22 protein-coding genes and 1 riboswitch are annotated in these 20,251 nt (G+C 69.8%); of the genes, 12 read left to right on the top strand and 10 right to left on the bottom strand.

Annotated elements, in window-relative coordinates; all coding sequences use genetic code 11:
• Positions 1-2: 2 nt before the first annotated feature.
• From RM1_RS18135 to RM1_RS18115, 5 genes are read right to left on the bottom strand one after another with little or no spacing between them, the layout of a single operon-like run.
• Positions 3-296: an Rdx family protein gene (locus RM1_RS18135; RefSeq protein WP_072753128.1), complete on the bottom strand. Its 294-nt coding sequence runs from the start codon at positions 294-296 to the stop codon at positions 3-5.
• Positions 293-1,045, bottom strand: coding sequence for a (2Fe-2S) ferredoxin domain-containing protein (locus tag RM1_RS18130; protein WP_072753127.1), 753 nt, complete (start codon positions 1,043-1,045; stop codon positions 293-295). Before RM1_RS18130 ends, RM1_RS18135 begins: the two co-directional genes overlap by 4 nt.
• Positions 1,042-1,854 (bottom strand): ABC transporter ATP-binding protein, encoded by an 813-nt coding sequence (locus RM1_RS18125; protein ID WP_072753126.1) that lies wholly within the window; start codon positions 1,852-1,854, stop codon positions 1,042-1,044. The genes RM1_RS18130 and RM1_RS18125 overlap by 4 nt, the downstream gene beginning before the upstream one ends.
• Complete coding sequence (locus RM1_RS18120; RefSeq protein WP_072753125.1) at positions 1,851-2,909, bottom strand: FecCD family ABC transporter permease; 1,059 nt, start codon at positions 2,907-2,909, stop codon at positions 1,851-1,853. Before RM1_RS18120 ends, RM1_RS18125 begins: the two co-directional genes overlap by 4 nt.
• A complete protein-coding gene (locus tag RM1_RS18115) occupies positions 2,906-3,877 on the bottom strand; it encodes an ABC transporter substrate-binding protein (RefSeq protein ID WP_072753124.1) in 972 nt (323 codons plus the stop codon). The genes RM1_RS18120 and RM1_RS18115 overlap by 4 nt, the downstream gene beginning before the upstream one ends.
• A 67-nt stretch (positions 3,878-3,944) precedes the next feature.
• Positions 3,945-4,129, bottom strand: a riboswitch (cobalamin riboswitch).
• A 67-nt stretch (positions 4,130-4,196) separates the two neighbouring features.
• Between RM1_RS18115 and RM1_RS18110 the strand changes: the two genes are divergently transcribed.
• Genes RM1_RS18110 through RM1_RS18095 form a run of 4 tightly spaced genes read left to right on the top strand, consistent with a single transcriptional unit; the run spans position 4,197 to position 9,139 of the window.
• A complete protein-coding gene (locus RM1_RS18110; RefSeq protein WP_072753123.1) occupies positions 4,197-5,090 on the top strand; it encodes a phosphoribosylaminoimidazolesuccinocarboxamide synthase in 894 nt (297 codons plus the stop codon).
• Positions 5,091-5,127: 37 nt separating this feature from the next.
• Complete coding sequence (locus tag RM1_RS18105; protein WP_072753122.1) at positions 5,128-7,269, top strand: S9 family peptidase; 2,142 nt, start codon at positions 5,128-5,130, stop codon at positions 7,267-7,269.
• Between the two features lie 29 nt (positions 7,270-7,298).
• The gene (locus tag RM1_RS18100; RefSeq protein WP_072753121.1) at positions 7,299-7,967 is read left to right on the top strand and encodes a hypothetical protein; all 669 of its coding nucleotides are present in this window, start codon (positions 7,299-7,301) and stop codon (positions 7,965-7,967) included.
• Complete coding sequence (locus RM1_RS18095) at positions 7,964-9,139, top strand: PrsW family intramembrane metalloprotease (protein ID WP_072753120.1); 1,176 nt, start codon at positions 7,964-7,966, stop codon at positions 9,137-9,139. The genes RM1_RS18100 and RM1_RS18095 overlap by 4 nt, the downstream gene beginning before the upstream one ends.
• A gap of 16 nt (positions 9,140-9,155) precedes the next feature.
• Here RM1_RS18095 and RM1_RS18090 read toward each other — a convergent pair whose 3' ends face one another.
• Positions 9,156-9,797: a TetR/AcrR family transcriptional regulator gene (locus RM1_RS18090; RefSeq protein ID WP_072753119.1), complete on the bottom strand. Its 642-nt coding sequence runs from the start codon at positions 9,795-9,797 to the stop codon at positions 9,156-9,158.
• A gap of 85 nt (positions 9,798-9,882) precedes the next feature.
• Between RM1_RS18090 and RM1_RS18085 the strand changes: the two genes are divergently transcribed.
• The 3 genes from RM1_RS18085 to RM1_RS18075 are packed head-to-tail and all read left to right on the top strand — an operon-like array spanning position 9,883 to position 12,742.
• Entirely contained in the window at positions 9,883-10,665 is a 783-nt protein-coding gene (locus tag RM1_RS18085) for an SDR family oxidoreductase (protein WP_027503428.1), read from the top strand.
• A gap of 47 nt (positions 10,666-10,712) precedes the next feature.
• Complete coding sequence (locus RM1_RS18080) at positions 10,713-11,780, top strand: NAD(P)H-dependent amine dehydrogenase family protein (protein WP_072753118.1); 1,068 nt, start codon at positions 10,713-10,715, stop codon at positions 11,778-11,780.
• The gene (locus tag RM1_RS18075) at positions 11,777-12,742 is read left to right on the top strand and encodes an NAD-dependent epimerase/dehydratase family protein (protein ID WP_072753117.1); all 966 of its coding nucleotides are present in this window, start codon (positions 11,777-11,779) and stop codon (positions 12,740-12,742) included. Before RM1_RS18080 ends, RM1_RS18075 begins: the two co-directional genes overlap by 4 nt.
• A 3-nt stretch (positions 12,743-12,745) precedes the next feature.
• Here the strand turns inward: RM1_RS18075 and RM1_RS18070 are convergent, their stop codons facing one another.
• Complete coding sequence (locus tag RM1_RS18070) at positions 12,746-13,435, bottom strand: response regulator (protein ID WP_072753116.1); 690 nt, start codon at positions 13,433-13,435, stop codon at positions 12,746-12,748.
• Positions 13,432-15,000, bottom strand: coding sequence for a sensor histidine kinase (locus tag RM1_RS18065; RefSeq protein ID WP_072753115.1), 1,569 nt, complete (start codon positions 14,998-15,000; stop codon positions 13,432-13,434). The genes RM1_RS18070 and RM1_RS18065 overlap by 4 nt, the downstream gene beginning before the upstream one ends.
• Positions 15,001-15,123: 123 nt before the next feature.
• Between RM1_RS18065 and RM1_RS18060 the strand changes: the two genes are divergently transcribed.
• Both RM1_RS18060 and RM1_RS18055 read left to right on the top strand, forming a co-directional pair.
• A complete protein-coding gene (locus RM1_RS18060) occupies positions 15,124-16,545 on the top strand; it encodes a cation:dicarboxylate symporter family transporter (RefSeq protein WP_072753114.1) in 1,422 nt (473 codons plus the stop codon).
• Positions 16,542-17,033 (top strand): glutathione peroxidase, encoded by a 492-nt coding sequence (locus RM1_RS18055; protein WP_027503422.1) that lies wholly within the window; start codon positions 16,542-16,544, stop codon positions 17,031-17,033. The genes RM1_RS18060 and RM1_RS18055 overlap by 4 nt, the downstream gene beginning before the upstream one ends.
• Before the next feature lie 54 nt (positions 17,034-17,087).
• Here the strand turns inward: RM1_RS18055 and RM1_RS18050 are convergent, their stop codons facing one another.
• Complete coding sequence (locus RM1_RS18050) at positions 17,088-17,654, bottom strand: TetR/AcrR family transcriptional regulator (RefSeq protein WP_072753113.1); 567 nt, start codon at positions 17,652-17,654, stop codon at positions 17,088-17,090.
• 80 nt (positions 17,655-17,734) lie between these two features.
• Between RM1_RS18050 and RM1_RS18045 the strand changes: the two genes are divergently transcribed.
• The 3 genes from RM1_RS18045 to RM1_RS18035 all read left to right on the top strand — a co-directional run bounded on the left by RM1_RS18045 (position 17,735) and on the right by RM1_RS18035 (position 19,387).
• Positions 17,735-18,103, top strand: a complete 369-nt coding sequence (locus RM1_RS18045) for a DUF4267 domain-containing protein (protein WP_027503420.1) — start codon at positions 17,735-17,737, stop codon at positions 18,101-18,103.
• A gap of 68 nt (positions 18,104-18,171) precedes the next feature.
• Positions 18,172-18,600: a cupin domain-containing protein gene (locus RM1_RS18040; RefSeq protein ID WP_218019716.1), complete on the top strand. Its 429-nt coding sequence runs from the start codon at positions 18,172-18,174 to the stop codon at positions 18,598-18,600.
• Positions 18,601-18,682: 82 nt separating this feature from the next.
• On the top strand, positions 18,683-19,387 hold the full coding sequence (locus RM1_RS18035; RefSeq protein WP_072753111.1) for a DUF2334 domain-containing protein: 705 nt from the start codon (positions 18,683-18,685) through the stop codon (positions 19,385-19,387).
• A 79-nt stretch (positions 19,388-19,466) separates the two neighbouring features.
• On the opposite strand, the gene RM1_RS18030 is transcribed toward RM1_RS18035, so the two are convergent.
• On the bottom strand, positions 19,467-20,251 hold a 785-nt coding region (locus RM1_RS18030; protein ID WP_072753110.1), incomplete at its 5' end, for an IS3 family transposase.

Below are 20,251 nucleotides of genomic sequence, written 5' to 3'. Positions count from 1 at the left end.
GATCAGCGGTCGCGCTTGCGGTCGGTGTGGCCCAGGTCGCGATCCGGCGCCACCACGTCGCGCACCAACTGCTTGAGGGCCGCGATGTCGGGGAAACCGTTGTCCCTGGCGCGGTCCCACAGCAGCTCGTCGGCGATCTCGATCCGGAAGACGCCGCCGGTGCCCGGGATCAGGGCCACCTCGCCGAGATCGGTGCCGAATGTGTTCAGCAGTTCCTGCGCCATCCAGCCGGCCCGGAGCAGCCAGTTGCACTGCGTGCAGTAGGTGACGGTGACGCGGGGTGCGGCTGGGGTCATGCCTCCAGGGTGTCAGATGGCCGCCGCGCCCCGCTCCACTCGGTGACGGGCCTGCCCTCGACGAGGTGTTCGTCGACGAACCGTTGGACCCGGTCGGCTCGCAGTTCGGCGTACCAGGAGTTGTCGGGATACACCGCCACGACCGGGGCCTGCGAGCACGGGAACATGCAGCCGGTCTGGGTGACGAGGACGTCGTCGTCGCCAAGGCCGCGGGCCTCGAGCGCGTTGTCCAGTGTCTGCGCGGTCTCCGGACCGCCGCGGGCCGAACACCGCGGGCCACGGCACACCAGGACGTGCCGGGCGAAGCCTGGGACCTCGTCCCACGCGGGGGAGGTCAGGGGCGCGGTGGTCGTGCGGGCCGCGGCGGTGGGGCCGGAGATCGCGGCGTCGAGCAGATCGGCGTACGTGTCGGTGCCGCTCAGCGGACCGGCGAGGCGGACGTCGGGCCCATCGGATCCGCGCTCGCGCAACCAGTGTCCGATGACGCGGCGGAACCACGCGTCGATCTTGCGGTCGAGCACCGTCTGGGCGCTCACGACCACCACCTCGGTCGCGCCGGACGCGGCCGCCTCGTCGAGCGCGACCGTGACCGATGTCCCCGAGCCGCCGAGCACCGCCGTCACGAAGGCGGTGTCCGGGTGCCGGTCCCGCAGCACCCGCAGCGCCCCGAGCACCTGATCGCGGGGATCGTCCCCGCGGTCGGTTGGTGCGGTCACGATCACCCAGCGGGACTGCTGAACCATGGTCATGGCGCGGCCCTTTCGGCGGTCTCGGTGGCGGTGCCGCACAGCACCACCAGCGGTCGTCCCGTCCGTGGATGAGGCTGCACCAGGGCGTCGAGCCCGTACACCTCCGCGAGCAGATCGGCGGTCAGCACCGACTCCGTCGGGCCCTCGGCGGTCACCCGGCCGTCGCACAGCACCACCAGGTGATCGCAGTACATCGCGGCCAGGTTCAGGTCGTGCATCGCGGCCACCGTGGTCAGCCCCCTCGCCCGGATCAGTTCCAGGAGCTCGAGCGAGGCCGAGACGTCTAGGTGGTTGGTCGGCTCGTCCAGCAGCAGCACGCAGGGCCGCTGCGCGAACGCCCTGGCCAGCTGGGTCTTCTGCTTCTCGCCGCCGGACAGGCTCTGCCACAACCGGTGTCGCAGATCGGTGATCCCCGCCGTCTCGAGGCAGTCGGTGACCAGCTCGCCCGTGCCGAGCGCGGCGGGGCGTGCCCAGCCGCCGCGGTGCGGGATGGCGCCGAGCTCGACGATCTGTTCCACCGTCAGGTCCAGTTCGGTCGCCGAGTGCTGTTCCACCAGCGCGACGGTGCGCGCGAACTCGCGCCGGTGCATCGCGGTCGATGCGATGTCGCCGAGCAGCACGCGTCCGCTGTCGGGACTCTCGAGCCGGGCGATGGTCGACAGCAGCGATGTCTTGCCCGACCCGTTCGGTCCGATCAACCCGGTGACCCGCCCGGCCGGGGCCGTGCACGACACTTGGTCGAGGATCCGCCTGCCCCCCGCGGACCAGGAGACGTCCTCGACCCGGATGTCGGGAGAGTGGTGCGTCATGCGCGAACTCCCCGTCGTCGGAGCAGCCACACGAACACCGGGACCCCGACGATGGCGGTGACGATGCTGATCGGCAGCTCGCGCCCCGGCATGACGGTGCGGGCGGCGATGTCGGCCCACACCAGCAGCAGCGCTCCCATCAGGGCCACCACCGGGAGCAGTCGCGCGTGCAGTGGCCCGACGAGCATGCGGGCCGCGTGCGGCACCACGAGGCCGACGAACCCGATGATGCCCGCCTGCGCGACCAATGCCGCCGTGCAGAGCGACGCCACCGCGTACAGCACCCAGCGGGTGCGCTCGACGTTGGTGCCGAGGCTCGCGGCGGCGCGCTCACCGAACGCGAACGAGTCCAGCACCCGGCTGTAGGCAAGGACGATCGTCATCGTCACCGCGACGACGATCAGGATGCCGACCAGACCCGACCAGCGCACCCCCGCCACCGAGCCGAGGGTCCAGCTCAGCACCCGGTGGGCGGCGTCGCGGTCGCCGAACAGCACCAACGCCGACGTGAGCGCCGCGGCCAGCTGCCCAACCGCTATCCCGGCGAGGACGAGCCGGCCGGGCATCAGTGCCCCGGACCGGGACGTCGCGATGACGAACACCAGCAGCAGGCTCCCGAGGGCGCCGAGGAACGCCGCCGACGAGACGGCACCGAATCCGAAGGCGCCCACCGCACTCGCACCGGTGGTGAGCACCAGGACCGCGCCCAACGACGCGCCCCCCGACATGCCGAGCAGGTAGGGGTCGGCCAGCGGGTTGCCGGTCAGCGACTGCAGCACGGCGCCGCACAGGGCGAGGCCCGCGCCGATCGCGGCGGCCGCCAGCACCCGCGGCATCCGCAGGTCGACGACGATGTGCGTGGTGAGCAGGTCGGTGCCGGGTCCGATACCGAGCCGTCCGGCGATCGACTCGACGACCGTGCCGATCGACAGGTCGGCCGCGCCGATCGCGACCCCGGCCGCGCAGCTCACCGCGAGCAGCGCGATCAGGATCGCCGACCAGGCGGTGCCGGTCGTCGCGGCTGCCCGGATCGGTGCCCGGGTGGACGCGGTCACGCCCCGTCGCCGCCCAGCTGCCCGGCGACCAGGCTCGCGCCCTCGATCGTGCGCGGACCCGGGGTGGTCGTCGAGAACGGGACCACGACGAACGCGTCGTCGCGCACCGCCTTCAGGTCCTTGAGCGCCGGGTCGCCGCGCAGGTAGGCCTTCTTTTCCTCGGCCGTGTCCCACGAGGCGTCGGCGAGGACGATGACGTCCGGGTTCGCGGCCAGCACCGTCTCCCAGCTGCCGTCCGCCCATGACCCGGCGGTGCCGGCGAAGATGTTGGTGCCGCCGACCGCGTCGATGATCAGCTGCGGCCCGCCTGCGTTCGCTCCGACGTACGGCGTCGTGGTGTTGCTGTCGTACCAGAAGATGCTCTTGCCCTTCGCGGGCGCGGCGGACTCGATGCCCGCCAGCGTCTCGCGCATCTGCGCGACCACCGCCGCGGCCTCGTCCTCGCGTCCGAACATGGTCCCGTAGTCGGTGATCTCGGAGCCGATCGAATCCCAGGCGACCGCGGGTCGCGTCGACTTGTCCTTGCAGCCGAAGGGGGAGACGTAGGTGGCGACACCGAGCTCGTCGAACGACTCGTGCGAGCCGACGGCCTTGTCGTCGAACGCGCCCGAGTACGACGCCGTCACGAGGTCGGGCTTGGCCTCGAGGAGGGCCTCGCGGCTGGGGTAGTCCTTCTCGTCGAGCGCAGGGACCTGCGCGTAGGCGGCGGCCCACTGCGGTGCGATGGCGTCGTCCAGATAGGCCGTGCCCGCCATCCGATCCTGCGCGCCGATCGACAGCGCGGTCTCGGTGGCGCCCTGGTTGAGGGTGACACCGCGTTCGGCAGGCCCGTCGAGGGTCACGGTGCGGCCGCAGTTCGCGAGGGAGATGGTCGCGGTTCCCGACTCCGCGGAACCGGTGGTGCAGGCGGCAAGGGCGAGGGCGGCGGCGACGGACGCCGCGGCCGTGGCGAGGACGCGCGGTGACACCCGCGCGTGAACTCGAAGATCAACAGGGGTGCGCAAAGCGACCCGCCTTCCATGACTCGTGGAAAACGTGCAGGTATGTGTCACGGCCGGTCTCCTGGCTCGGCAGGGATGGCCGCCGGCTACGCCTTCCCGGACGCATGCGCATCCAGTGGCTGGGATTGACCCCGAGTAGCCGACGTACCTGCTCACAGTGGCGAGTACCGCGCCGGCTTTGCACCGGACTTCCCGAACACCGCGACAACGGTTGAAGGATAGACCAATGCCCGTGGTCGGCGATCGCCCCCGAATCGCCCCGGGAGTGACCCGATAGGGTGCCGGTGTGCGCCCCTCACTCTCCGACTACGCCCACCTGGCCGGCGGCAAGGTCCGCGACCTCTACACGATCGACGACGAGCACCTGCTGCTGGTCGCGAGCGACCGGATCTCCGCCTACGACCATGTGCTGAGCACCCCGATCCCCGACAAGGGTCGCGTGCTCACCGCGATGAGCGTGTTCTTCTTCGAGGAACTCGGCGGCAGCAACCACCTGGCCGGTGCGCCCGACGACGAGCGGATCCCGGCCGAGGTGCTCGGTCGCGCCCTCGTGGTGCGCAAGCTGAACATGGTGCCTGTCGAGTGCGTGGCCCGTGGCTACCTCACCGGGTCCGGGCTCGCCGACTACCAGCGCACCGGCGCCGTCTGCGGCGTCGAGCTGCCCGAGGGTCTCGTCGAGGCCAGCAAGCTGCCCGAGCCGATCTTCACCCCGGCCACCAAGGCGGTGCTCGGCGAGCACGACGAGAACGTCGACTTCGCGACCGTGGTCGACCAGATCGGTCAGGAGCTGGCGGTCAAGCTTCGCGAGGACACCCTCGACATCTACTTCCGTGCGGCCAGCTTCGCCGCGGACCGGGGCATCATCCTGGCCGACACCAAGTTCGAGTTCGGCCTCGACTCCGACGGCAACCTGGTCCTCGCCGACGAGGTGCTCACCCCCGACTCCTCCCGGTACTGGCCCGCCGACGGCTACGAGCCGGGCCGGGTGCAGCCGAGCTTCGACAAGCAGTTCGTCCGCAACTGGCTCACCGGCCCCGAGTCCGGCTGGGACCGCGCGGGCGACACGCCCCCGCCGCCGCTGCCCCAGGAGATCGTCGACGCGACCCGGGCCCGGTACATCGAGGCCTACGAGCGCATCTCCGGGCTGTCCTTCGACGACTGGGTCCAGACCCCGGTGTAGCCGTCACGGCGCGGCACGCACCGCCTAGGCTGGGCGCATGACTTCGTCCGTCACCCCGGTCAGCAGCCCCATCGCAGCCCCGGTCGCCAAGAAGGTCCCCCTCGAGCGCACCCACCACGGCGACACCTTCGTCGACAACTACGAGTGGCTGCGCGAGAAGGACGACCCCGAGGTGCGCGCGTACCTCGAGGCGGAGAACGCCTACACGGAGCAGCAGACCGAGCACCTCGCGCCGTTGCGGGAAAAGATCTTCCAGGAGATCAAGGCCCGCACCCAGGAGACCGATCTGTCGGTGCCGTCCCGGATGGGCCAGTGGTGGTACTACTCCCGCAGCTTCGAGGGCAAGCAGTACGGCGTGCAGTGCCGGTGCCCGATCTCCGGCCCGGACGACTGGACCCCGCCGGTGCTCTCCACCGACACCGAGATCGAGGGTGAGCAGGTGCTGCTCGACAGCAACCTGCTCGCGGAGGGGCACGACTTCTTCTCGCTCGGTGCGTTCTCGGTCACCCTCGACGGCGATCTGCTGGCGTACTCCGTGGACACCGAGGGCGACGAGCGGTACACCCTGCGGTTCAAGGACCTGCGCACCGGAGAGTTGCTCGCCGACGAGATCCCCGGCACCGCGCCCGGCGCCACCTGGTCCGTGGACAACGAGCACGTCTTCTACATGACGGTGGACGAAGCCTGGCGGCCCGACACCGTCTGGCGGCACAAGCTGGGCACCGCGCAGTCCGAGGACGTCAAGGTCTTCCACGAGCCCGACGAGCGGTTCTGGGTCGGCTTCGGGTCCACCCGGAGCGAGAAGTACCTGATGATCTGGATCGGCTCCAAGATCACCTCGGAGATCCGCTGTCTCGAGTCGGACGACCCCGAGGGCGAGTTCCGGGTGGTGCTGCCCCGCGTCGACGGCGTCGAGTACAGCGTCGAGCACGCGGTCGTCGCGGGCGAGGACCGGTTCCTGATCCTGCACAACGGCGACGTGGACGGGGTGAAGGCGGAGAACTTCACCCTGGTCGACGCCCCGGTGGCCGACCCGACCGACCAGCGCACCCTGCTCGCGCCGCGCGAGGATGTCCGGCTCGAGGATGCCGAGGCGTTCGCCGGTCACCTGGTGCTGAGCTACCGGCGCGAGGCGCTGACCCGGCTCGCGGTGTGGCCGTTGACCGCAGACGGCTACGGCGAGCTGCGCGAGCTCGAGTTCGCCGAGGAGCTGTACTCGGTCGGCGCCGGGTCCAACCCGGAGTGGACGGGCCCGCTGCTGCGGCTCGGCTTCACCTCGTTCATCACGCCCAGCCGGGTGTACGACTACGACGTGGCGACCGGCGAGCTGATGCTGCGCAAGTCGCAGCCGGTGCTCGGCGGTTACGACCCCGACGACTATGAGCAGCACCGGGATTGGGCCACCGCGGCGGACGGGACCAAGATCCCGATCTCGATCGTGCAGCGCAAGGGTGTGACGGCGCCCGCGTCGATGCTGCTCTACGGCTACGGGTCCTACGAGTCCAGCATGGACCCGGGCTTCTCGGTGGCCCGGCTCTCGCTGCTCGACCGCGGCGTGGTGTTCGTGGTCGCGCACGTGCGCGGCGGCGGTGAGATGGGCAGGCACTGGTACGACAACGGCAAGATGCTGACGAAGAAGAACACCTTCACCGACTTCGTCGACTGCGCACGCCACCTCATCGACGCCGGCCGCACCACGCCTGCGCAGCTGGTCGCGGACGGCGGCAGCGCAGGCGGACTGCTGATGGGTGCGGTCGCGAACCTGGCACCGGAGTTGTTCGCGGGCATCCTGGCGAACGTGCCGTTCGTCGACCCGCTCACCTCGATCCTCGACCCCTCGCTGCCGCTGACGGTGATCGAATGGGACGAGTGGGGGAACCCGTTGGCGGACAAGGACGTCTACGAGTACATGAGGTCCTACAGCCCCTACGAGAACGTCGCGGCCAAGGACTACCCGGCGATCCTCGCGATCACCAGCATCAACGACACCCGGGTGCTGTACGTCGAGCCGGCCAAGTGGGTGGCCGCGCTGCGGGCGACGAAGACGGGTGACGCGCCGCTGCTGCTCAAGACCGAGATGAGTGCCGGTCACGGCGGCGTCAGCGGTCGGTACGAGAAGTGGAAAGAGGTCGCGTTCGAGTACGCCTGGGTGCTCGACACGGCTGGTGCTGCGGGGTAGTTCGCCGGTGTAAGGACTACCGTCATCCCATGACCGACGCAGCGACCCGCCACCACCGCGACCCGGTGCCGCGAGAGGAACGGGACGACTGGGTACCGGTCGATCGCCGGATCCTCGGCCTCGATCGCCGAACCCTGTTGCCCGCCATGGGAATTCTCGTGCTGGCGTTCCTGTACGCCACCGTCGTCCCTGCGATCGACCGGTCGATCGCCTACGACGACCCGGTCGCGGCGGGGGAGGTGCTGGTGCTCAAGGAGGGTGTGACCGTGGACCCGCCGGACGGGTGGAATCTCGTGTCCGGCCTGCGCACGACCGACACCACCACGAGTGGCATCAAGGGCGCCGACGCGGTGTTCGGCAGCGGGACGATGGTTCTCTCGATGCACGCCTCCGACTTCAGCGGGTCGGTCGATGCGCTGCTCGACGAGGCCGCCGGACGCAGCGAGGGGATGAATCGCGCGGAGGGGCTGCGGCTCACCGGGGACCGGCGGGAGATCTACTCGACCGCGGGCACGCGCGGCGTGATCGAGAAGTTCACCGAGCCCAACCGGGAGGGGTTCCTGGCGGCCTTCGTGGACGACGGGACCGCCGTCACGATCACCGCGGCGGGACTGCCAGGCGATGTCATCGCCGACAACGCCGACGTCGAGGCGACGCTGGGCAGCATCCGGTTCGAGCGCCAGGAGGCCGGCGAATGACCGCACTGACAGGTGACGCCACCCCGGATGTGGACAAGCAGCGCCAACTGACCGCGATCGCGCGGTCCGGATACGGCCGCCCGTACCGGATCTACCAGCCGCGCAACCTCGCGTTCTGGGTGTACTGGCTGATCATGGCGGCAGGTGTGGTCCGGCTGCTGCAGAACCTGGTCCCCGGAGCGCCCGTGCTGACCACCGCGCTGGTCTCGGGGGTGATCGTGTTCTCCCTCTACACGGTGCCGTTCTGGCTGATCATCAGCCATGTCGACCGGTTCAGGAGCGTGCCCGTCAAGGTGCGCGTGCTGGCCTTCCTCTGGGGCGGCATCGGCGCGACCTTCGGCATGGTGATCGCCGCCAACGACCCGATCCGTGCCATTTACACCAAGGTCTACGGCCAGGCCTTCGCCCTGGACTGGAGCGCCGCGTTGACCGCGCCGTTCACCGAGGAGATCGCGAAGGGGGCCGGGTTCGTCCTGATCCTGCTGCTCGCGCCGCGGGTGGTGCGGACCGCCTTCGAGGGGGCCATCATCGGCGCCTTCATCGGGCTCGGTTTCCAGGTCTTCGAGGATCTGCTCTACGCGGTCTCCGCCGCCGCCGGGGCGTTCGGCGCCGAGCAGGGGCCCGCCGTCGTGCAGGTGATCGTCATGCGCGCCGCCACCGGCATCGCCTCGCACACGGTCTTCAGCGCGATCTTCTGCATGGGCCTGGTGTGGCTGATCGGCCGGCCGGACGAGCCCCGCCGCATCGGCCGTGGCCTGGCGCTCATGGTGGCGGCCATGGTGCTGCACGGCGCCTGGGACTGTGCGGCCGCGCTGTCGCACGGCACGCTCCTCGGCGTGATCGGCGTCTGGATCCTGGTGCCGGTCGTGATGTTCACCCTGCTGGTGATCGGGCTGCGCCGGGCCGCCGTGCCCGAGCGTGCCTGGGTTCGCGCGATCCTGGCCCCCGAGGTCGACCGCGGGGTCCTCACCGAACCCGAACTGGCCGCGGCGAGCGGCACCGGCCGTGAGCGCAAGGCCTTCGTCAAGGCCGCGGGTGACCACGCCGCCCGCAGGCGCGCCCGGCACGTGCTGACCGCGGCGGGCGAACTCGCCGAACAGATCGCGGAAGACGGCGGGCGCGAGACCCCCGCCACCGACTTCGCCCGATCCGAGGTCGCCCGGCTGCGCTGACGATGTCGGGTCGCGCCTACCGCGCAGGTGGGCGACCGGCCACGCCGCCGAGCAGGATGTCCGGCATCCGGTCGGCGATCGACTCGGCCGCGTCGTCGGCCATCAGCAGTCGCAGCACCATGCTGCCGCCGACGATGAACAGCATGGTGGCCTGCGCGTCCAGTGCCGCGGCATCGCGCTCGCCCGGTCCCTTGTCATCCGAGCCGTCCTGGCGCATGGTGTCGGCCAGCATCCCGACGCCGGGCCCGCCGAAGTCGGTCCACAGCGTCGTCAGCAGGTCCTCGCGGTCGCGGAACGCGGCCAACAGGCCGGGCAGCGCGGCCTTCACCTCCGGCCTGCCGAAGAGTTCGAGGGTGTAGGCGCAGGACCGGCGGATCCACTCCGCCGGATCGGCGGCGTCGGCGACGGGCGGGGCGTCGTCCACCCAGCCGAAGATCGCCTCGAACACCAGGTGCGTCTTGGACGGCCAGCGGCGATAGAGAGCGGGCTTGCCCACGCCCGCGCGCTCGGCGATCGCCACCATCGTGGTCTGGTCCCAACCGGTCTCGGCCAGCAGCTCCCTGGCCGCGGCAAGCGCAGCGTCATCGATCGCCGGATTCCGCGGCCGGCCGCGCCTGCGCTCGCCGTCCGTCTCCGCTGTCTCTTCGCCAGAAGTCATTGTCAACAGGGTAACTCGGTGTTACGTTGCAAAAATCGTAACTCGACGTTACGTAATGGCCTGGATCACACCGGAGGAAGCTGACATGGCGGAGCTGTTGGAGGGCAAGACGGTCGTGGTCTCGGGGGTGGGCAACGGCCTCGGGCGGGAGATCGCGCTGGCCGCGTACCGCGACGGCGCGAACGTGGTGCTCGGCGCGCGGACCGAGGCGAACCTCAAGGCGGTCGCCGAGGAGGTCGACCCCACCGGGGAGCGGGTGGCGTACGCGGTCACCGACATCCTCGAGAAGGAGGCCTGCGGGGAGCTGATCCGCACGGCCGCCGACCGTTTCGGGGGAGTAGACGCCCTGGTGAACGTGGCCGCGAAGGAGGACGTCTTCGGCGGGCTGGAGGGCGCCGACCTGGACGCATGGAAGTCCATGCTCGACGCCAACGTGATCGGTACGCTCACCCTGACCCAGGCGGCACTGCCGGAGCTGAAGAAGCGGGGCGGGTCGGTGGTGCTGATCGGTTCGCAGGCGATGTTCCATCCGCAGCTCCCGCAGTCCGCCTACGCCACGTCGAAGGGTGCGCTCCATGCCGCGATGTGGTCGCTGGCGAAGGAGCTCGGCCCGTACAAGATCCGGGTGAACACCGTCGTGCCCACCTGGATGTGGGGCCCGCCGATCGAGCTGTACGTCGCGCTGTCCGCCAAGCAGCGCGATGTCTCCGAGGAGACCGTGATCGGCGAGATCACCGCGAACATGCCGCTGGGCGAGATGCCCGCCGACGGCGACGTGGCCAACTCGGTGGTGTTCTTCGCCTCCGACCGGGCCCGGATGCTGACGGGTCAGACGCTTTTCGTGAACGCGGGCGAGTACTTCCGCTGACGGGCGAAACCCGTTGATGCACATCAATCTCTGAGAGGCAGCAAGGCATGAAGCACAAGGTCATCGTCTGGGGTACGGGCGTCGTCGGCAAGCTGGTCATCCGCGAGCTGATCGACCACCCGGCCTTCGAACTGGTCGGCGTCATCGTGCACGACCCCGCCAAGGACGGCGTCGATGTCGGCACCCTGATCGGTGTGGACCCGGTGGGTCTCGCCGCCACAACGGACTGGGAGGCGGTCCTTCGGCTGGACGCCGACGCCGTCGCCTACTACGGCCCGACCGCCGAGTACGCGGTGCAGAACATCGACAACATGACCGCGGCGCTGCGCTCCGGCAAGCACGTGGTGTCCACCTCGATGACGCCGCTGGTCTACCCCGAGCCGTGCCCGCCGGAGATGAAGGTCGCGCTCGAGCAGGCCTGCCAGGAGAGCGGAAAGTCCTGCTTCACCACCGGCATCGACCCCGGCTTCGCCAACGATCTGTTCCCGATGACCCTGATGGGCGTCTGCGGGCGGGTCGACAGCGTGCGGGTGCAGGAACTGCTGGACTACGCCACCTACGAGGGTGACTACGGTCCGACCATGGGTATCGGCGCGCCGATCGAACAGGCTGCGGTGCTGGAGATCCCGGAGGTGCTGATCTTCGCGTGGGGCCACACCATCCCGATGATCGCCGATGCGGTTGGGGTGAAACTGGACCGGATCGACACCGTCTACGAGAAGTGGGCGGCCACCGAGCCGATCGAGTACAAGTTCGGCGTCATCGAACCCGGCCACTGCGCCGCGGTGCGATTCGAGATCCGCGGCTGGGTTGGCGACGAGGCGAAGATCGTCATCGAGCACGTCAACCGGATCACCAACGACGCGGCCACGCACTGGCCGCGGGCCACCTCGGTGGACAACGACGTGTACCGCGTGATCATCAAGGGCAGCCCGAACATCACCCAGGAGACCGTGTTCCGCGGCGAACTGGACGACAACCCGATCACCGGCGGCTGCCTGGCGACCGGGATGCGTGCCATCAACGCGATCCCGTTCCTCAGCGACGCCAAGCCCGGACTGCTTTCCGCGCTCGACCTGCCGTTGATCGCCGGCCGGGGCACCATCCGGTCATGAACCTCCTGCTGACCGGCGCGTTCGGCAACATCGGCTCGCACGTGCTCGCCGAGTTGCTTCGCCGCGGTCACCGGGTCAGATGCCTGGCGCTGGACACCCCCGAGGACCGCCGCCGGGCGCGCGGGTTCGCGGGGGTGGACGCGGTGTGGGGGGACATCCGGGACGCCGAGGTGGTCGCGGCGGCCGTCGCCGGCGTCGAGGCGGTGCTGCATCTGGCGGCGATGATCCCGCCCGCGAGCGACGCCGATCCGGAGCTGGCCAGGCAGATCAACGTGGACGGCACCCGCAATGTCGTCGACGCCTGCCTGGCCCAGCCGCGGCCGCCGAAGCTGTTGTTCGCCTCCACCTTCGACGTGCACGGCCACACGCTGGATCGGGACCCGCCGCGGCGGGTGGACGACCCCCGGGTCGCCACCGATGCGTACACGGCGCACAAGATCGAGGGCGAGGACATGGTGCGGGAGTCCGGCCTGGACTGGTTCATCCCGCGCTTCGCCGATGTCCCGATCCTGGGCCTGCGCAAGCCGGACCCGATCATGTTCGAGATCGGCCTGGAGAACCGGATCGAGGTGCTGCACCCCGACGACGCCGCGGTCGCGGTCGCGAACGCCCTCGAGACCCCGGCGGTGTGGGGCCGGGTGTTGTTCCTCGGCGGCGGTGCGGGCTGTCAGATCACCTATCGGCAGTTCCTGACCGAGATGCTGGGCGCGATGGGCCTGGACATGCTGCCGGACGATGCGTTCAGCGGCAAGGTCTACGCCACCGACTGGGTGGACACGGCGGCCGGTCAGCGACTGCTGGGCTACCAGCGTCGCGTCTTCGACGACATCGTCTCGGACATCGCCGCGACCCTCGGGTGGCGGCGGCACCTGATGCCGCTCGCCAGGCCGTTCGCGCGGCGGGCCATGCTGCGGATGAGTCCGTATGCGGGCTCGACGCGGGTGCCCGCCGCGCAGGGGTGAGGGTCAGCGCCAGACGTAACGCACCTGCGGCCGCCCCGCGCGCCCGTACTCCGTGTGCCGGTCCACCAGTCCGTCCTCGGCCATCCGCTCGAGGTACCGCCAGGCGGTGACCCGGGAGACGCCGGCGGCGTCCGCCGCCTGCGAGGCGTTCAGGCCGGCTTCCGAGGCACGCACGGCGGAGGAGATCTCCTGCAGGGTCTGCGGCGCAACGCCTTTCGTGGCGGAGATGCGCTCGTCGGTGCTCCGGAGGACGGCCATCGCGCGGTCAACGTCCCGCTGGCTGACCGCCTTCTCGCCGGTCGGCAGCGCCCGGCGGAACTCGAGGTACCGCTCGAGCTTGTCCCGGAATGCGGCGAACGTGAACGGCTTGAGCAGGTACAGCACGATGCCCTGCGCCACGGCCGCGCGGACCATCGACAGGTCGCGGGCCGAGGTGATCGCGATGATGTCGGGGGTTGGCCGCACCCCGCCGAGAGCGGCGGCGACGTCGAGGCCGCTGCCGTCCGGCAGCCCGAGGTCGAGCAGGATCAGGTCGATCGGCTCGTCGGTGGCGTTCGCCGCGGCGACCGCCCGGATCGCGGCGCTGCCGGTGTGCACCACCGAGTGCACGGTGAAACCTGGCACCCGGCCGACGTAGGTGCGGTGTGCCTCCGCGATGAGCGGTTCGTCCTCGACGACGAGCACGCGGATCATTCGTTGCCTCCGAGGGGGATACGGACGAGGACCACCGAACCGTAGGTCATCTCGGCGGTGATGGAGCCGCCGTGCCGGGTGATCACCTGCATCACCAGCGCCAGACCGAGTCCGCGTTGATCGGACTTGGTCGAATACCCCCGCGCGGTGGCCCGCTCCAGTGCCTCGGCCGACATCCCCGGTCCGCTGTCCGCGACCCGGACGCTGAGCTCGGCGCCGTCGGAGCGCATCGTGACCTCCACCCACGGCCGCTCGTCCCCGGCGCCCGTGCCCGCCGCGTCGATGGCATTGTCGACGAGATTGCCTACGAGCGTGACCAATTCGCGGGCGGTGAGCGGACCGGTGGTCGGCAGCGCGGTGTCGTCGGTGACCGTGAGATCCACCCCCCGCTCGGCGGCCTGGTTCACCTTTCCCAGCAGCAGGGCCGCAAGGGCCGGCTCCGCGATGGCCGTGGTCAACCGGTCGATGAGGTGCTGCGACAGCGCGAGCTCCGCGGTCGCGAACGCGACGGCCTCCTCGGTGCGGCCGAGTTCGACCATGGTGACGACCGTGTGCAGCCGGTTCGCCGACTCGTGCGCCTGGGAGCGGAGCGACTCGGTGAACACCCGTACGGAATCCAGTTCCCCTGTGATGCTCTGCAGTTCGGTGTGGTCGCGCAGGGTGGTGACGGTGCCGATCACCCGCCCCTCGAAGGAGACCGGATCCTGGTTCACCACGAGCACGCGGTCGCCCGTCAGGTGGACCTCGTCCTTCACCTGGCCCGGGCCGAGGGTTCGGAGCGACTCCGGCAGCTGCGCGCGGGTGATCGGGCCGTCGGGCAGGGTCAGCAGGCGTCGCGCCTCGTCGTTGACCACCTCGGCGACGTCTGAGCCCGCGTCGAAGACGAGCAGCCCCTCGCCGATCGAGTGCAGCACCGCGTCGTGGTGCTCGTAGAGGGTGCGCAGCTCGGCCGGAGCGAGGCCGAGCGTCTGCCTGCGCAGTCGCCTGCTGAGCAGGACCGAGCCAAGGGCCGCGAGGACGAGGGCGACGGCCGTCACCGCGAGCAGCAGTGGCAGCCCGCGCAGGAACTGGTCGATGATCCGCTCCCTGGTGACGCCCGCCGCGACCAGGCCGACGATGCGGCCGTCGGAGTACACGGGTGTCACCGCGCGAATCGACGGGCCGAGCGATCCGGCGTAGGTCTCGGTGAAGGTCTCGCCCGCCAACGCACGGTCGATGTGGCCGCTGAACGGCTGCCCGATCAGTGCGGGATTGGTGTGCGTGTACCGGGTTCGGTCCGGCGCCATCACGACGATGAAGTCGATTCCGGTGGCCAGCCGGATCCGCTCGGTCTGCGGCTGCAGCGCCGCGGTCGGGTCGGGGGAGAGCAGCCCCGCCGCCGTCGAATCGGCCCAGGCGACCGACTCGGCGACCGCCGCCACCTCGCGTTCGGTGGCCGCGTCGGCGTCGCGTCGCTCGTCGAGAACCGTCACCACGGTGCCGGTCAGCACCACCACGGCCAGCACCAGCAGCTGGAGCACCAATACCTGGCCTGCGAGACTCGCGCGCCGTCGGGACCTGATCACTCGTCCGTCCTCTCATGAACGAAATGCACGCAACCGTGACTGCAGTCGCGGCGCGCTCCACCATTCTTCATGAGGCGAAGTGATGCAGCTCACTTCCTTGAGAGGCAGTCAAGAGGACCAGTCATGACCATCGATTCGAAGCGGGACGATACGCCACCACCACCGGCCGCGGGCAAGCGTGACCGGACCCATTGGCTGTACCTGGGAGTGATCGTCGCCGTCGTCGCCGGTGTGCTCGTCGGCTGGCTCGCGCCGGAGCTGGGCAAGTCCCTCGGGGTGCTCGGCACCCTGTTCATCAGTCTGATCAAGATGATGATCAGCCCGGTCATCTTCTGCACGATCGTGCTGGGCATCGGCTCGGTGAGGGCGGCGGCAAGCGTCGGCAAGGTCGGTGGGCTGGCACTGGCCTACTTCCTGGGGATGTCAACGGTCGCGCTCGGAATCGGCCTGCTCGTCGGCAACCTGCTCGACCCGGGAAGCGGACTGGATCTGAGCGCCGCGACCTCCTCGGCGGGCGCCGACCTCGCCGAGAAGGCGCACGGCGCAGGCGGCACCATGGACTTCATCGCGGGGATCATCCCGACGTCGCTGCTGTCCTCGCTCACGGTCGGCAGCGTGTTGCAGACGCTGTTCGTGGCGCTGCTGGTCGGATTCGGGCTGCAGGCCATGGGCAAGCAGGGCGAGCCGATCCTGCGCGGGGTCGGCCACGTGCAGAAGCTGGTCTTCCGGATCCTGGCGATGATCCTGTGGCTCGCGCCCATCGGTGCCTTCGGTGCCATCGCGAACGTGGTCGGCCAGACCGGTCTCGGCGCCGTCGTGCAGCTGGGCACCCTGATGGTCGGCTTCTACATCACCTGCGCGATCTTCGTCTTCGGTGTGCTCGGCCTGATGCTGCGGGCGGTGTCCGGTTTCTCGATCTTCAAGCTGGTCCGGTACCTGGCCCGTGAGTACCTGCTGATCTTCGCGACCTCCTCCTCGGAGTCGGCGCTGCCGCGGCTGATCGCCAAGATGGAGCACGTCGGGGTGCAGCGCACCACCGTTGGCATCGTGGTGCCGACCGGGTACTCCTTCAACCTCGACGGCACCGCCATCTACCTGACGATGGCGTCGATCTTCATCGCCGACGCGATGGGGCAGCCGCTCGCGCTCCCCGAACAGCTGTCCCTGCTGGTGTTCATGATCATCGCGTCGAAGGGCGCGGCGGGCGTCAGCGGCGCCGGCCTTGCGACCCTGGCCGGTGGGCTGCAGAGCCATCGGCCGGAACTGCTCGACGGCGTCGGGCTGATCGTCGGCATCGACCGGTTCATGTCCGAGGCCCGCGCGGTCACCAACTTCTCCGGCAACGCGGTGGCGACCCTGCTGATCGGGACCTGGACGCGCACCGTCGACGCGTCGAGGGTGCGGACGGTGCTGGACGGGAAGCTGCCCTTTGATGAGACGACGATGGTGGACGACCACTTGCCCGAGGACGGGCCGATCGCCGTCCCGCAGGATGGCAGCGAGAAGGTCAGCGCCGCACGAGTTCCCGTACCGTTGGCCTCATGACGAACCCCCTGAACATCGAGATCAACACCCTCGGCGGGTCCCCGACCTCGCTCGGCGCCTACGACGGAAACGCGATCCTGCTGGTCAATGTCGCGTCCAAGTGTGGGCTCACGCCGCAGTACACGGCGCTCGAGCAGCTGGCCAAGGACTACGCGGACCGCGGCCTCACCGTGGTCGGCGTGCCCTGCAACCAGTTCATGGGGCAGGAGCCCGGGACCGCCGAGGAGATCGAGACCTTCTGCTCGACGACCTACGGCGTCTCGTTCCCGCTGCTGGAGAAGATCGAGGTCAACGGCGAGGGCAGGCACCCGCTGTACGCCGAGGTCACCAAGGCTGCCGACGCCGAGGGGGCGGCGGGCGACGTGCAGTGGAACTTCGAGAAGTTCCTGCTCGCGCCGGACGGCACCGTGGCGAACCGATTCCGCCCGACGACCGTGCCGGATGCGCCCGAGGTCGTCGCGGCCATCGAGGCCGTGCTGCCGAAGTAGCAACGCAACCGAACAAAGGCGGCCACGCACCTGGTGCGTGGCCGCCTTTCGCGTTCATCCGAACAGTGCGGCGAGCTCGGCGATACGCGCGGCCTCGTTGTCCGGGGCGAGGCGCTCCCCGCGCGTGAGCACGCACATTCCGTGCAACGCGCTCCAGAAGACCTCGGCCCTGGTCCCGGCGTCGCCGGTCGATCCGCCTCCGAGCGCCGAGGACAGCACCTCGAATCCCGCACGCAGTTCCGGTGGGGTCGATTCGTGCGCGAACCGAACCCCCAGCCGCATCGAGAACATGGCCTCGTATGTCGCGGGGTTGTCCGAGGCGAATGTCAGGTAGGCGCGGATGAAGGCCGTCAGTCTTCCCTGATCGTCGATGCCATCGAGCGCCCGGCCCATGGCCAGGGTGAAGTCCCGGAACCCCGTCAGCGCGACCGCGCTGACGATGCCGTCCCTGCCCTCCGGGAAGTGCCCGTAGAGCACCGGGGGGCTGTACTCGATCTCATCGGCCAGGCGCCGCGTGGTCACGGCGGGCCATCCCTCGTTCTCGGCGATCCTCCGAGCGCACTCGACGATCTTGCGCTCGCGATCCTGCCGCTCCCTTTCCTTGCGTTCCCGAACTCCCATACCAAAACTCTATCACCGATAGACTTCCATCCATCAATAAGTTAACGTCGGTAGAAATACTACAAACGAAAGGCGTGGCAATGCTGACCTGGATCGGACTCGTCATCAGCTGGATCGGTGCGCTCGGGATCATCGCGATCGGTGTGGCCTACCTGGGGAAGAATGCGAAGAACGCGGCGGGCTTCGGTCTGCCCACCAGCCCGGCGCCGGAGGCGCGCGGCTGGTGGCAGGTCAAGGGCGTCCGCGACATCGCCTCGGGCCTGCTGGTGATCGTCTTCAGCTTCGCCGCGCGCGACCAGCTCGCCCTCCTGATGCTGCTGCTCGCCGTCGTTCCCCTCGGCGACATGTGGGTCGTGCTGTCCAACGGCGGTGACCGCAAGGCCGCGTATGGAATCCACGGGGCCACCGCTGTCGCGATGCTCGCCGCCGCCGCGTTGCTGGCCGCATGACCGGGCAGGAGCGGGCGGTCTCGGCCCGGGCGGACCAGGCGGAGGTCGTGGGGAACGACCGGGCCTCGATGCACCTGCTGTACGACGCCTCGGACACGGCGGGCGCGCTGAGCTCGCTCGAGGTCCGGCTCGGGGTCGGGGCCGACGGCGCCGCCCCGCACTTCCACACCAGATCCTCGGAGCTGTTCTACGTTCTCGACGGAGAACTGCGCGTCATGGCGGGCGACGAGATAGTGACCGTGGCCGCGGGCGGATCCCTCGTGGTGCCCAAGCTGATGCCGCACGCGTTCGGCGCGACGCCGGACTCCGGGGCCCGGGTGCTGATCGTGCTGACCCCGGGGGTGCAGCGGTTCGAGTACTTCCGGCTGCTCGCGAGGATCCAGGCGGGGGAGGCGTCGGTGGAGGAGCTCGCGCCCGCCCAAGAGGAGTACGACAACCACTTTGTCGACGCGCCGCAGTGGTGGCGGGACCGGAACGGGTCGGGCACCCGCCCGTAGTCGGTCCGGGCGGGCCCCGGTTCTCGCCGAATGCTCACGTCGGCGTCAGCGGCCGTACATCTTCGGGTGCGACCCTGGGCGCATGGCCGGACAGCTGATCGTGTCGCTCTCGGGGATCCGGGCGGAGACCAGGGACCTCGCCGCCGACTTCGCGCGGGAGATGGACGGGCGCGGGGTGCCGCTCTCGTTGCTCGTCGCCCCGCGCCTGAAGGACAAGTACCGGCTGGTCCGCGACGAGGGCACCCAGGACTGGCTGCGGCGACGGCAGTCCGGTGGCGACGCCATCGTGCTGCACGGATACGACCAGGCCGCCACCAAGAAGCGCCGCGCCGAGTTCGCGGCGCTGCCCGAGCACGAGGCCGCGTTGCGGTTGCTGGCCGCGGACCGGGTGATGGAGGAGACCGGGCTGCGCACGCGGGTGTTCGCCGCGCCCCGCTGGCTGGCCTCGCCCGGCGCGGTGTCCGCGCTGCCGCGCGCCGGGTTCCGGTTGCTCGCCGCGGCCGCTGGCATCCACGACCTCGAGCGCGGCACCGTGGTGCGGGCCCGGGTGCTCGGCGTCGGCGAGGGATTCCGGGCCGAGCCCTGGTGGTGCCGGGCGCTGGTGCTGGGTGCGGGCCGGACCGCCCGCCGCGGCGGGGTGGTGCGGCTCGCGATCTCCGCGAAGCAGCTCGGGCGACCCGGCCCGCGGCAGGCCCTGCTCGATGCCGTCGACCTGTCGCTGCACCACGGCGCGCAGGCGACCGGATACCGCTGGCAGGCCAGGGGTTCCGGGTCGCGGGTGGCCTGAGTTCCTCGGCCCCGGCGCACGAAAAAGGGGCGCGACCTGATGAACTGGTCCCCGAAAGTTGGACTGGCCAAGTAGGAGCCTAAGCGGCAAGGGCCTGGGTCCGGTATTGCACCGGGCTCAGGCCCTTGAGCTTTGTGGAGATGCGTTCGGTGTTGTACCAGTGGATGTAGTCCGCCAGCGCGGTGGCCAAAGCGTCGCTGTTCAGGTATCGCACGTGGTGGAAGAGTTCTTCTTTGAGGTGGCCGAAGAAGTTCTCGATCACGGCGTTGTCGAAGCAGTTGCCCTTGCGGGACATCGATTGGGTCGCGCCGGCATCGGCGAGCAAGCGTCGCCAGGACTCGTGCTGGTACTGGAATCCCTGATCCGAGTGCACCAGCGGCGTCTGCCCGTCGCCGAGGGTCGCGATCGCGGCACGCAGGGAGCTGTTGGTCAACTGCAGGTTCGGTGATGTGCCGACCGAGAAGGCGATGATCTGTCGGTCGAACAGGTCCATCACCGGCGACAGGTAGAGCTTGTCCTCACCGACGCGGAACTCGGTCACGTCGGTGACCCACTTCTGGTTCGGTGCGCTGGCTTCGAAATCGCGCTCGAGCAGGTTCGGGGCGACCTTGCCGGCCTCACCCCGATAGGAGATGTACCTCTTCTTGCGCCGCACCTGGCAGGCGAGGCCGAGAGCACGCATCAGCTTGAGCACGGTCTTCTTCGCCACCCGCAGCCCGCCCTTGACCAACGCACAGTGGATGCGGCGATGCCCGTAGCGACCGTGGTTGGCCTCGAACACCTCCGTGATCGCGGCCTTGAGTTCGGCGTGCGGGTCCGGATCCTGCAGACGGGCCTGGTGATAGAAGAACGTCGACCGGGCAA

The sequence above is a fragment of the Rhodococcus maanshanensis NBRC 100610 genome, assembly GCF_001894865.1.
In the GTDB taxonomy this organism is placed as follows: Bacteria; Actinomycetota; Actinomycetes; order Mycobacteriales; family Mycobacteriaceae; genus Rhodococcus_G; species Rhodococcus_G maanshanensis.
The sequence above is the reverse complement of the archived record's forward strand: the minus strand, read 5'-3'. Positions and strand labels throughout refer to the sequence as shown.